The 11,527-nt window shown below is 72.1% G+C and carries 14 protein-coding genes and 2 tRNA genes; 6 read left to right on the top strand and 10 right to left on the bottom strand.

Going from position 1 to position 11,527, the window contains the following annotated elements; genetic code table 11:
* Positions 1-330: 330 nt before the first annotated feature.
* The 3 genes from ABD979_RS17455 to ABD979_RS17445 all read left to right on the top strand — a co-directional run bounded on the left by ABD979_RS17455 (position 331) and on the right by ABD979_RS17445 (position 1,432).
* Positions 331-403, top strand: a tRNA-Lys gene (locus ABD979_RS17455).
* A 166-nt stretch (positions 404-569) separates the two neighbouring features.
* Positions 570-1,142 (top strand): hypothetical protein, encoded by a 573-nt coding sequence (locus ABD979_RS17450; protein ID WP_345508785.1) that lies wholly within the window; start codon positions 570-572, stop codon positions 1,140-1,142.
* Positions 1,143-1,231: 89 nt separating this feature from the next.
* Positions 1,232-1,432: a hypothetical protein gene (locus tag ABD979_RS17445; RefSeq protein ID WP_345508784.1), complete on the top strand. Its 201-nt coding sequence runs from the start codon at positions 1,232-1,234 to the stop codon at positions 1,430-1,432.
* Between the two features lie 12 nt (positions 1,433-1,444).
* Here ABD979_RS17445 and ABD979_RS17440 read toward each other — a convergent pair whose 3' ends face one another.
* From ABD979_RS17440 to ABD979_RS17410, 7 genes are all read right to left on the bottom strand, one after another.
* Positions 1,445-1,696 carry a DUF3618 domain-containing protein gene (locus ABD979_RS17440; RefSeq protein ID WP_345508783.1) on the bottom strand — a complete coding sequence of 84 codons (252 nt, stop codon included), beginning with the start codon at positions 1,694-1,696 and terminating at the stop codon, positions 1,445-1,447.
* A 27-nt stretch (positions 1,697-1,723) separates the two neighbouring features.
* Positions 1,724-2,197, bottom strand: coding sequence for a thioredoxin-dependent thiol peroxidase (gene bcp, locus ABD979_RS17435; protein WP_345508782.1), 474 nt, complete (start codon positions 2,195-2,197; stop codon positions 1,724-1,726).
* A 77-nt stretch (positions 2,198-2,274) separates the two neighbouring features.
* A tRNA-Leu gene (locus ABD979_RS17430) sits at positions 2,275-2,355 on the bottom strand.
* 183 nt (positions 2,356-2,538) lie between these two features.
* Positions 2,539-4,122 (bottom strand): molybdopterin-dependent oxidoreductase, encoded by a 1,584-nt coding sequence (locus tag ABD979_RS17425; protein ID WP_345508781.1) that lies wholly within the window; start codon positions 4,120-4,122, stop codon positions 2,539-2,541.
* Positions 4,119-4,739, bottom strand: a complete 621-nt coding sequence (gene rdgB, locus ABD979_RS17420; protein ID WP_345508780.1) for an RdgB/HAM1 family non-canonical purine NTP pyrophosphatase — start codon at positions 4,737-4,739, stop codon at positions 4,119-4,121. The genes ABD979_RS17425 and rdgB overlap by 4 nt, the downstream gene beginning before the upstream one ends.
* Positions 4,736-5,488, bottom strand: coding sequence for a ribonuclease PH (gene rph / locus ABD979_RS17415; RefSeq protein ID WP_345508779.1), 753 nt, complete (start codon positions 5,486-5,488; stop codon positions 4,736-4,738). Before rph ends, rdgB begins: the two co-directional genes overlap by 4 nt.
* A 105-nt stretch (positions 5,489-5,593) precedes the next feature.
* Positions 5,594-6,466 (bottom strand): aldo/keto reductase, encoded by an 873-nt coding sequence (locus ABD979_RS17410; RefSeq protein WP_345508778.1) that lies wholly within the window; start codon positions 6,464-6,466, stop codon positions 5,594-5,596.
* Between the two features lie 203 nt (positions 6,467-6,669).
* Between ABD979_RS17410 and ABD979_RS17405 the strand changes: the two genes are divergently transcribed.
* The 3 genes from ABD979_RS17405 to ABD979_RS17395 are packed head-to-tail and all read left to right on the top strand — an operon-like array spanning position 6,670 to position 9,673.
* A complete protein-coding gene (locus ABD979_RS17405) occupies positions 6,670-7,968 on the top strand; it encodes an ABC transporter substrate-binding protein (RefSeq protein ID WP_345508777.1) in 1,299 nt (432 codons plus the stop codon).
* Entirely contained in the window at positions 7,965-8,855 is an 891-nt protein-coding gene (locus ABD979_RS17400; RefSeq protein ID WP_345508776.1) for a carbohydrate ABC transporter permease, read from the top strand. The genes ABD979_RS17405 and ABD979_RS17400 overlap by 4 nt, the downstream gene beginning before the upstream one ends.
* On the top strand, positions 8,852-9,673 hold the full coding sequence (locus ABD979_RS17395; RefSeq protein WP_345508775.1) for a carbohydrate ABC transporter permease: 822 nt from the start codon (positions 8,852-8,854) through the stop codon (positions 9,671-9,673). Before ABD979_RS17400 ends, ABD979_RS17395 begins: the two co-directional genes overlap by 4 nt.
* Before the next feature lie 25 nt (positions 9,674-9,698).
* Here the strand turns inward: ABD979_RS17395 and ABD979_RS17390 are convergent, their stop codons facing one another.
* The 3 genes from ABD979_RS17390 to clpS are packed head-to-tail and all read right to left on the bottom strand — an operon-like array spanning position 9,699 to position 11,514.
* A complete protein-coding gene (locus ABD979_RS17390; RefSeq protein WP_345508774.1) occupies positions 9,699-10,466 on the bottom strand; it encodes an MBL fold metallo-hydrolase in 768 nt (255 codons plus the stop codon).
* A gap of 56 nt (positions 10,467-10,522) precedes the next feature.
* The gene (locus ABD979_RS17385; RefSeq protein WP_345508773.1) at positions 10,523-11,209 is read right to left on the bottom strand and encodes a DUF2017 domain-containing protein; all 687 of its coding nucleotides are present in this window, start codon (positions 11,207-11,209) and stop codon (positions 10,523-10,525) included.
* Positions 11,209-11,514, bottom strand: coding sequence for an ATP-dependent Clp protease adapter ClpS (gene clpS, locus ABD979_RS17380; protein ID WP_345508772.1), 306 nt, complete (start codon positions 11,512-11,514; stop codon positions 11,209-11,211). The genes ABD979_RS17385 and clpS overlap by 1 nt, the downstream gene beginning before the upstream one ends.
* Positions 11,515-11,527: the final 13 nt, after the last annotated feature.

Below are 11,527 nucleotides of genomic sequence, written 5' to 3'. Positions count from 1 at the left end.
ACCTCACCCGGAGGTTCTCCTCATCGTCAACGCCTACGTGTCACCAACGTCCAGGCCGAGTACAGCTAGAGCGCACCCGTGGGGGTGCACCGACCGGCATACCGCAGAATGGGGCCATGCTCATGGGGAACAAGAAGGCCCAGCGGATCACGGTCGGTGTCATCATCGGCGTCATCGTCGTGAGCCTCGCGCTCTCGCTCATCTCGACCGCCTCGGCGACGCCGTAGCCCTCCCGGGCGCCCGTCGAATCCGCCCGGGGCGACAGGTCGCCCGTCCGCGGCCGCCCGATTTTGTCCCAGCCCGGGACGGCTGCTAACGTTTCACCTCGTTGCGCCGCTAGCTCAATTGGCAGAGCAAGTGACTCTTAATCACTGGGTTCGGGGTTCAAGTCCCTGGCGGCGCACTTTCGAAGGCCCCCGTTCGGAGAGATCCGAACGGGGGCCTTCCGCATGCTCCCGTGTGCCGTGCCGCCCCGGTCCGTGTATCACCGTGACAGCGGGCGTCCTCCCTTGCACCATGGGAGGACACCCGGATGTGGGTGGGCGCCCGGGCTGCGCGAAGGAGACGCCATGACGCACGACACCGGCGGGCAGGACCCGTGGACGGCCCACAGCGAGCACGAGGGACAGGGCCGGGGCCTCGGCGTCGAGGTGGTCGTCGAGCCGGACCTGCCCACCGACGGTCCGGGCGGCGACGACCGCGGCATCGACATCCGTGGGCCGGGGCAGAGCGTGCCGCTCGCGCGGCGGTTCACGACCTTCGACGTCGACATGTGCACGCGGTTCGTCTGGAACTGCCTGGCGGCCCCTCGCCACTTCGGGCTGCACCACGCCATCGAGGCCTGGGACCGCGCCACCCGTCGCCACCCCGACGGGGACCCGCCCGCCGGCGCCCCCGTCTACTGGGGCGGCGGCCGGTTCGGCCACATCGCCCTCTCGGTCGGGGGCGGCCTCGTCCGGTCGACCGACTGGTCGCACGACGGCGTCGTCGGCGAGGTCTCGATCGCCCGGCTGACCGACGCGTGGAACAAGCCCTACCGCGGGTGGTCGTCCGACTTCGCGGGCGTGCCGATCCCCGGCCTCGGGCGCGGGGGCGCGGGGCGGGCGGGGGCGCGGGGGCGGGCGGGGGCGCGGTCACGCTGACGGCCGCGCCGCCCGTCGACGACGAGGCGATCCGCCCCGGCGAGCGCAACGCGGCGGTGCGCCGGTTCAACCGGGCCCTCTGGAAATCGATGCCGGCCTCGTATCGCGCCGAGCACCGCGCCGCGTGGATGGGCGAGGCCGCCGACCTCTACGGCCCGGTGTCGCAGCAGGTCTGCTTCGACCGCTACGCGCTGCTCAACCGGCAGGACCCGAGGCGGTGGCCGATGCCGACGAAGCCGGTGTGGCCGGGGCCGGGCCTGCTGCGCCACCTCGGCCTCCGACCGGACTGACGCCGGCCCGGGTCAGCGACGACGCCGGAGCAGCCCCACCGCGACGACGACGACCACGGCCGCGGCGACGACGGCGCCGATGCGCTCGACGCGCAGCTCGCCCGTCTCGGTGTGGGTGGCCGCATCGAGGCGCAACCTCAGCCCCTGCAGCTGCCGCTGCGCGATGACCTGCGGCTGAGCGCGGTACGCCAGCTCGTTGACCGTGCCCTCGAGGCGGGCGCGGGCGGTCTGGATGTCCTGCTCGATCCGTGCGGTGTCGCTCATGTGGCTTCCTTTCGGGGTGGTGCGACTCTAGTCGGCGAGGCCGAGGTCGCGACGGAGCTTGGCCACGTGGCCGGTCGCCTTGACGTTGTAGAGGGCGTGGCTGACCGTGCCCTCCTCGTCGACGACGAACGTCGACCGGATGACGCCCTCGACGGTCTTGCCGTAGAGCTTCTTCTCGCCCCACGCACCGTATGCGCGGTGCACCGACAGGTCCTCGTCGCTGAGGAGCGGGAGGGTGAGGTGGTCGCGTTCCCGGAACGCCGCGAGCTTCGCGGGCTTGTCCTTGGAGATGCCGACGACCTCGTAGCCGTCCTTCTTGAGCGAGTCGAGCGACTCGCTGAAGTCGCAGGCCTGCTTGGTGCAGCCCGGCGTCATGGCGGCCGGGTAGAAGTAGACGATGACCTTGCGGCCCGCGAAGTCCGCGAGGGAGACGGTCTCCCCCGAGTCGTCGGTGAGACTGAAGCCGGGGGCCTGCTGGCCCGGCTCGAGTCGAGCGGTCACGGTCTGCTCCTTCGTTCTCGTGTCGGCGAGCCCGTACCCGTTCCGGTCGGTCGGCGTCGCCGCGGTGGGTGCTCTCGTGCGGACGGCGGGACTCGAACCCGCACACCTGAGGCACAGGAACCTAAATCCTGCGTGTCTACCAGTTCCACCACGTCCGCTCGCGGGTGCGGCCCCACTGTAGTTGCCCGGGCTCACGCATCAGCAGGCGCTGCCAGCCGCCCGGTCTCTCCAGGCGGGACGAGCAGGAGGTGACCCGTGGACAGGGTCGAGCAGGAAGCGGCAGCGGCGCCGGCGACGACGAGCGGGACGGGGTCGCACCGGCACCCGGCTGACCCGTGGCGTCACTCCACCCGGACGGTGACGACGTGGATGCCGGTGGCGCCGTCGGGCGCGGGCGGCGCCTCGAGCGGCGACTGCACCTCACCGGAGGCGTCGTAGGCCCGCACCCGGATGTCGTGGCTGCCGGCCGTCGCCTGCCACTCGTAGACCCACTGGCGCCACGTGTCGGTGCTGGCGTCGACGGCGAGCCGGGCTGCGGCCCAAGGCTGCTGGTCGACCTGCACCTCGACCTTGGAGATGCCGCGGTGCTGTGCCCACGCCACGCCCGCCACCGCGACCGTGCCGGCCTTGACGACCGCCCCCGCGCGTGGCACGTCGATGCGGGACGCCGTCTTGATCGGCCCCATGGCCGACCACCCGCGCGGCGTCCAGTAGGCGACGTCGTCGGCATACGTCGTCACCTTGAGCTCGGTGACCCACTTCGTCGCCGACACGTAGCCGTAGAGGCCGGGCACGACGACCCGCACGGGGAACCCGTGCTCGAAGGGCAGCGGCTCACCGTTCATGCGGATCGCGAGGAGCGCGTTGCGGTCGTCGGTGAGCGCGCCGAGCGGGGTCGAGGCGGTGAAGCCGTCGACGCTGGTCTGGAGCACCATGTCGGCGCCCGCCTTCGGGCCGGCCATCGCCAGGAGCTCGCGGACGGGCCAGCCGGTCCACACGGCGTTGCCGACGAGGTCGCCGCCGACCTCGTTCGAGACGCAGGTCAGCGTGACGAGGGCCTCGTGCATCTGCTTGCTCTGCAAGGTCTTCCAGTCGATCTCCACCTCACGCTCGACCATGCCCGTGACCTTGAGCTTCCACTCGTTCGCGTCGATCCGCGGCACGACGATCGCCGTGTCGATGCGGTAGAAGTCGGCGTTCGGCACGAGGTAGGGCGTGAGGCCCGGCACGCCGAGGTCGGCTCCGGCGGGCACGGTCAGGGTGGTGCCGCGCAGCGGGACGGCCTTGAGGGCGTCGCGCGAGACGGTCGCCGCGGCCGAGTCGCCGCCGAGACGGGTGCCGAGCCAGGCCGCGACCGCGCCGACGGCGCCTCCGACGACCCACCGGCGGGTCGGGCCGGCCGTCGACGAGGCGGTGGCCGCGGCGGCGGCGGACGACGACCCAGCGCCGCTGCCCCGGCTGAGGAACCACAGGCCCACCGCGGTGCCGACGAGCGTCGGCAGCACGTCGAGCGGCGCGGCACCCGGCCGGGTCAGCACGGCGCCGGCACCGACGAGGCCCACGACCGCGAAGGCGACGAGGCCGGCCGTCAGGCGGCGCATGGCGAGCGCGCCGATCGCCGCGCAGGCGACCGTCAGGACCACGACGGTGCCGACGAGCAGCGCCCGCTTGTCGTTCGTGCCGAACGTGGCGATGGCGAAGTCCTTGAGCCACGGGGGCGTCCGGTCGATGAAGGCCCCGCTCACCGCCGCGATCGGCGCCGGCTGCCCGGAGCTCTGGCCAACGGAGACGAGGAAGGCCGCCGCGACCGTCGCGACACCGACGGTGAGCAGCCCGGCCACGACCCCGTCGAGCAGGCCCCACCACGCTGGTCGTGCGGGAGGCTGCGTCGGCGCGGGACGGGTGGCCGGGCTGGTGGTCGTCATGGCCTCAGGTGCTCCTTCAGGTGTGGCACGAGTGCACGGAAGGCGAGCGCCCGGTGCGAGACGTGGTTCTTCTCCTGGGCGTCGTACTCCGCCAGGGTGCGTTCGTCGCCCGCGGGCTGGTCGGATGGGACGAAGACGGGGTCGTAGCCGAAACCCTGGGTGCCGCGGGGCTCCCGGGCGACGGCACCGGGGAAGCGACCGACCTCGGCCGCCGCTCGCCCGTCCGGCAGGACGAGCGCCGCCGCGCAGACGAACGCCGCGGCGCGGTGCTCGTCGCGCACGTCACCGAGCTGCGCGAGGAGCAGCTCGAGGTTGGCGCGGTCGCCGCCTCCCCCGGACCACCGGGCGCTGAAGATGCCGGGGGCGCCGCCGAGCACGTCGACGGTGAGGCCGGAGTCGTCGGCGAGCGCGGGCAGGCCCGTGGCGTTCGCCGCGGACGCCGCCTTGAGGATCGCGTTCTGCTCGAAGGTGACGCCGTCCTCGACGACGTCGGGGGCGTGGGGGAAGTCGCCGAGACCGACGATCTCGAGACCGAGGTCGGCGCTGACGTCGGCGAGGATCTCGCGCAGCTCCTCGACCTTGTGGGCGTTGCGGGTCGCGAGGACGACCTTCGTCACGCCACCTCACCCCCGTCGGTGGCCGCGGCGAGCGCCGCCTGCTGGCGGGTCGTGAGGTCGGCACACCCCTTCGCCGCGAGGTCGAGCAGCTGGTCGAGCAGGTCACGGTCGAAGGGCCGGCCCTCGGCGGTGCCCTGCACCTCGATGAAGCGCCCGTCGCCGGTCATGACGACGTTCATGTCGGTCTCGGCCGTGGAGTCCTCGGGGTAGTCGAGGTCGAGCACCGCGCGTCCGGCGACGACCCCCACCGAGCACGCGGCCACCGAACCGGTGAGCGGCTGCGCCCGGGCGGCGATCAGGCCCCGCGACCGGGCGTCCTCGATGGCGTCGACGAGCGCGACGTAGGCGCCGGTGATGGCGGCCGTGCGCGTGCCGCCGTCGGCCTGCAGCACGTCGCAGTCGAGCACGATCGTGTTCTCACCGAGGGCCTTGGTGTCGATGACGGCCCGCAGGCTGCGGCCGATGAGCCGGCTGATCTCGTGGGTGCGGCCGCCGATGCGGCCCTTGACGCTCTCACGGTCGGAGCGGGTGTTCGTCGCGCGCGGGAGCATCGCGTACTCCGCGGTCACCCAGCCGGTGCCCTTGCCCTTGAGCCAGCGGGGCACGCCCTCGGTGAACGAGGCGGCGCAGAGCACCCGGGTGCGGCCGAACTCGACGAGGACGCTCCCCTCGGCATGGTCCAGCCAGTTGCGCGTGATCCGCACCTCGCGCGTCTGGTCGGGGGCACGTCCGTCATGTCGGTCAGTCATGCCCTTGAGGCTAACCATGTCTCCACGGTAGGCCGGAACCGCGGGGTCCGGGGACGGGCGCGCACGCCCGTCCCCGGACCGTAAGAACTCCGCCGGGCCCGCCGCTCAGTCCTGCAGGGTGTCCTGTGAGAGCCGCTCGACCTCGTCGGCGCCGAGCTCGAGCTCCACCGCCCGCACCGAGTCCTCGATGCTCTGCGGCCGCGAGGCGCCCGGGATCGGGACGACGACCGGGGCGAGGGCCAGCTCCCAGGCGAGCGCCACCTGCTGCGGGCTGACGTCGTGCGCGCGGGCCACCTCGCCGAAGGCGTCGTGCCGGCTGCCGAGGTCGCCGGCCTTGCTGATGCCACCGAGCGGGCTCCACGGCAGGAACGCGATGCCGAGCTCGGCGCACAGGTCGAGCTCGGCGCGGCTGCTGCGGAAGGCCGGCGAGAACTGGTTCTGCACCGACACGAGACGGCCGCCGAGCACCTGCTGGGCCTCGCGGATCTGGTCGGGGTTCGCGTTGGAGATGCCGGCCATCTCGATGACGCCCTCGTCGAGGAGGTCGGCCAGCGCACCGACCGACTCGGCGTAGGGCACGTCGGGGTCGGGGCGGTGGAACTGGTAGAGGCCGAGGGCGTCCCCGCCGAGGCGGCCCAGCGACGCCTTGGCCGCCTCCTTGAGGTGCTCGGGACGGCCGTCGAGGGTCCACGAGCCGTCGCCGGGACGCAGGTGGCCCCCCTTCGTCGCGACGAGGACCGTGGAGGCGTCGCCCGACCACGAGCCCAGCGCCGCGGCGATGAGCAACTCGTTGTGGCCGACCTCGTCGGCGTCGCGGTGGTAGGCGTCGGCCGTGTCGATGAGGGTGACGCCGGCATCGAGCGCGGCGTGGATGGTGCGGACCGAGCGCTCCTGCTCCGGTCGCCCCTCGATCGACATCGGCATGCCGCCGAGCCCGATCGCACTGACCGTCCGTCCACCGATGGTGCGCTGCTGCATACGGGTGCCTCCTGGGTGTGGTGGGAGCTGTCGCTCACGTCGTCGCGGTGGTGGCGGACCGCCACCGCGCCACTGTCCGTACCCGGGTCATCCGGCTCCGCACCACCTGGGGCGTCTGCCCAACGTTGGACAAGATCCGCGGGCGCGGTGACGTCGACCCGACGCCGGGTAAACACCACTCACCCGAGCCTCAGGAGCGCCGCATGGACCTCGACCGCCGCCACTTCCTCACCGCTGCCGGACTGGTGGCGCTGCCCACCCTCCTGTCGAGCTGTGGCTTCGCGCCGCAGTCCTCCTCGAGCCCGTCGGGCACCGACACCCTCAGCTTCACGACGTGGGGCACCGACAGCGAGCTGGCCGGCTTCCGCACGGCCATCGCCGCCTTCCAGAAGGCCAACCCCGGCTCGACCGTGACGCTCAACGCCGTGCCCTACGCGCAGATGTTCACCAACATCGACGCGCAGCTGCAGGCGGGCAACCCGCCCGACGTCTTCCGGGTGCCCTACTACACGTTCGGCAGCTATGCCGGCCGCGGCCAGCTGCTCGACCTGACCCCGCACCTGCCGGGAGGCTTCTCCGACCGGTTCACGTCCGCGGCCTGGGCGGCCGTGCAGAACGGGGGCAAGCCGTTCGGCGTGCCGCACCACACGGACACGACGGCGATCCTCTACAACAAGGCCGCCCTCACCAAGGCCGGCGTCGACGCCGTGCCGACGTCGATCGAGGACGCCTGGACGTGGGCCGAGTTCGAGAAGGTGGCGCAGGCGCTGCGCCGGAGCCTCCCCGCCGACCGGTACCCCTTCGCCTACAACTGGCAGGGCAACGGCGTGACCCGCTGGCTCACGTGGCTCTTCGAGTCCGACGGCCGGTTCCTCGCCGATGACCTCGTCACCCCGGCCATCGACTCCGCCGCCGGCCGGCAGGCGGTCGACTTCACGAAGAGCTTCTTCACCCGCGGCTACGTGCCGCCGAACAGCTCGGTGAAGTCGACGAAGCTCGCGGCGGACCTCTGGTACGCCCAGACCACGGCGATGAACTTCGGCGGCGCCTTTCTCATCCCCGACGCCCAGCAGACCCTCGACTTCGAGTGGGGAGCGACCTTCGCGCCGCGGAACGTGCGCTCCGCCAGCGACTTCGGCGGCAACGCCCTCGTCGCGACGGCGAAGACGGGCAAGCCCGAGCTGGCCGCGGCCTTCCTCGACTTCATGACGCAGGCCGACTCGATGAAGGGCTTCTGCGAGAACGCCTCGCTCCTGCCGACGCGCAAGGACCTCAACGCGTCCGGCATCACCTTCGCCACGCGGCCCGAGCTCTCGCCCGTCTTCATCGGGCAGGCCGGCGCGGTGAAGGCGCAGGACTCCGGGCAGGTCGCGTCGCCGTCGATGTCGAAGATCATCACGGTGCTCAAGGACCAGCTCGAGCAGGCGTTCGTCGGCGGCCAGGACACGGCCACGACCCTCGCCGGCATGACGGCCGGGATCGCCGCGGCCACGGCCTCGTGAGGAGGCGTCGTTCGGGGCTCGCGCGCGGCGAGGCGCTCACCGGCTACACCTTCGTCGCGCCCAACCTCGTGCTGCTCGTCGTCTTCGTCCTCGTCCCCCTCGTCTGGGCCGCCGTCATCAGCCTCGAGCGGACGAACGGCTTCGGCTCCGGCCAGTTCGTCGGGCTGGACAACTACACCCGGCTCGTGCGTGACCCGGTCTTCTGGCGGGCCACCGTCAACACGCTGCTCTTCACCGTCCTCGTCACCCCGCTGTCGATGGCGCTCGGCCTCGGCATCGCCGTGCTCCTCGACTCGGTGCTGCCGGCGCGGGGGCTCTTCCGCTCGATCCTCATCCTCCCGATGGCGATCTCCGGCGTCGCGACGGCGCTCATGGGCGTGCTCGTCTTCGACCAGGACACGGGCGTCGTCGACAAGGTGCTGCGCGCCGTCGGGCTGCCGGCGATCAGCTGGCAGTCGGACGGCACCGCCGCCTTCGCCTCGGTCGTGCTCGTCACCCTGTGGTGGCGCGTCGGCTTCAACATGCTCATCTACCTCGCGGGGCTGCAGGCCATCAACCCCGAGCTCTACGAGGCCGCGCGTCTCGACGGCGCAGGCGGCTGGCAGCGCTTCCGCCACCTCACGGTGCCGCTCGTCGGGCCGTCGTCGTTCTTCCTGCTCATCCTCAACGTCGTCTACTCGTTCCAGGTCTTCGACATCGTCTTCGTCATGACCGGCGGCGGCCCGCAGAACGCGACGACGGTGCTCGTCACCTACGCCTACGACAACGGTTTCGTGACCGGCGACCAGGGGTATGCCGCCGCCATCGGCATCGTGCTGCTGCTCCTCACGCTCGCCTTCACCGTCGTCCGGTGGCGCACGAGCCGCACGCGGGACCTCGTCGAATGAGGTCGTCGCGCGCCGGTTACGTCGGGCGGCTGCTCCTCGCTGTCGTCCTCTCCGCCGTCATCCTCTTCCCGCTCTACTGGATGGTCGTCGTCGCGTTCTCGACACGCGCCGAGCTGCTCGGCGGCGACGTGCGCCTGTGGCCGCGCAGCCTGACGACCGAGAACTTCGAGCGGGTCTTCTCCGCGTTCCCGGTGGCGACGTGGTTCGGCAACTCGCTCGCGATCTCGCTCGTCGTCGCCGTCATCACGGTCTCGATCAGCCTGCTCTCCGGCTACGCCTTCGCGCACCTGCGCTTCCGCGGGTCGACCGTGCTCTTCCTCGTGGCGCTCTCGACCCTGATGCTGCCCGTGCAGGTCATCATGGTGCCGCTCTTCCGCCTCGTGACGGGTGCGCAGCTCTACGGCACGTACTGGGCCGTCATCCTGCCCACGGCGGCGTCGGCGTTCGGCGTGTTCCTCTCGCGCCAGTTCATCCTCGCCATCCCGCGCGAGCTCATCGACGCGGCGCGCATCGACGGCGCCGGGCACGTGCGGGTCTTCACCCGCATCGTCCTGCCGCTGTCGAGACCACTCATCGCCGTGCTCTTCTTCATGACGCTGCTCCAGACGTGGAACGACTTCGCGTGGCCGCTCATCGCCCTCAAGCAGAACGAGCTCTTCACGCTGCCCATCGGGCTGCTCTACCTCCAGGGGCAGTTCGGCTCCGACTACGGCGGCACGATGGCCTTCGCGCTGCTCAACGTCGGGCCGATGGTCCTGCTCTTCCTCGTCTTCCAGCGCTACTTCGTGCAGGGCTTCGCGCGCAGCGGCATCCGCTGACCCACGGGGGCGCGTGCGGCCCCGCTCACACGCAGTGGGTCTCGTCGGGCGCGGCGAGCTCGACGTGGCCCGGCCACACGGCGGCGGCCTGCTGGCGGCACACCTCGGGGTCGTTCCACGCCGGGATGTGCGTCAGCATGAGGCGCTGGACGCCGCCGGCCCGCACGGCCGCCTCGGCCGCGCGGCGGCCCGAGAGGTGGATGCCGGGCACGTCGTCGCGCCCGTCGACGAAGGCCGAGTCGGCGAGGACGAGGTCGGCGCCGGTCAGCAGGTCGTCGAGGGCCGCGCAGGTGTCGGTGTCGCCGGTGTAGGCGAGCACGCGCCCACCCGCCTCGACGCGGTAGCCGTAGGCATCCACCGGGTGCTCGACGCGGACGGGGGTGACGGTGAAGGGGCCGATGGTCACCGGCTCGCGGTCGCGCACGTCGTGGAAGTCGAAGACCCCGAGGAGGCTGTCGGCCTCGCCCCCGCCGTAGGCCCGTGCCAGGTGCACGCCGCTCCCCTGCGGGCCCCACACCGGCAGCCGGTCGCGGCCCGGGCCGCCCGGCACGTAGCGCATCACAACGTAGAGGCCGCACACGTCGATGCAGTGGTCGACGTGCAGGTGGCTGAGCAGGACGGCGTCGACGGCATGCGGCTGCACGTGCCGCTGGAGCGGTCCGAGCGCGCCGCTGCCGAGGTCGAGCAGGATGCTCCAGGTGCGCCCCTCGTGCTCGGCACGCACGAGGTAGCACGAGGCCGGCGAGTGCGGCCCCGCGAAGGATCCCGAGCAGCCGATGATGGTGACGTCCACGCATCGAGCCTAGGTGCCGGCGCCGACGGCGGCCCCGGACCCGTGGGTCGTCTGCATCACACCCGTCGGTCGTCCGGCCTTTCGTCGTCCGGGTCGTCGTCCAGGTCGTCGTCCTCGGCGTATGCCGTCGGCAGGTCGCCGAGGTCGTCGCCGAGCACCGCCTGGGTCAGCGTCTCCTGCAGCCAGGTGAGGAAGTCGTACCAGGCCATCGCGTAGCCGAGCGGGTCGTCGTCGTCGACCTCCTCCATCGCGGCGTGCAGCGCCTCGGCGTCCTCCTCGGTGCGCATCCCCATCCGCTCGCCGAGGAGCAGCCGCACGTCGGTGAGGGCCATCAGGAAGGCGGGCGCCTGGCTCTGGTCGAGCTCGACCCGGTCTCCGACGGGCACGTCGAGGGCGCGCACCGCGGCGTCGAGGTTGCCGCTCTTGCGCTGGCGCAGGCCCTCCTCGGTGAGGCGCCGGAACTCGGCCGCCACCTGGTCGTCGCCCCGGTGCGCCGTCGGCAGCAGCCGGTCGAGGGCGGGGTCACGGCGCTCGGGGTGGTCGGGCTGGTCGCCCGCCGCGTCGCCGGGGTCAGGGGCGAGCCCGATCGAGGCGGCGAGGTCGTCGAAGACGTCGCCGGTGGCCTCGATCTCGGGGGAGAGCAGCAGGCGGGTCTGCTGCATGAGCCCCGAGAGCACCGTGCGCTCGGTGGCGTCGAGGTGCGCGACGAAGTGGTCGCGCTCGCGCAGGAAGGCCCGGGCCATCAGGAGTCCTTCTCGAAGGTGGCCCAGAGGCCGTAGCCCTGCAGGGCCTCCGCGTCGCGCTCCATCGACTCGCGGGGTCCGTTGGAGACGACGGCCCGGCCCTTGAGGTGGACGTCCATCATCAGCTTCTCGGCCTTGCTGCGGGGATAGCCGAAGTAGGACTCGAAGACCCACGTCACGTAGGTCATGAGGTTGACGGGGTCGTTCCACACGAGCGTCACCCAGGGCAGGTCGGGCGCCACGACCTCCGACTCGGAGGTCACCTCCTGCTCGACGGGTGCGAGGGAGAGCACGGCTGCAGTCACAGGGCCACCCTAG

The organism is Terrabacter aeriphilus, assembly GCF_039542985.1.
In the GTDB taxonomy this organism is placed as follows: Bacteria; Actinomycetota; Actinomycetes; order Actinomycetales; family Dermatophilaceae; genus Terrabacter; species Terrabacter aeriphilus.
The sequence above is the reverse complement of the archived record's forward strand: the minus strand, read 5'-3'. Positions and strand labels throughout refer to the sequence as shown.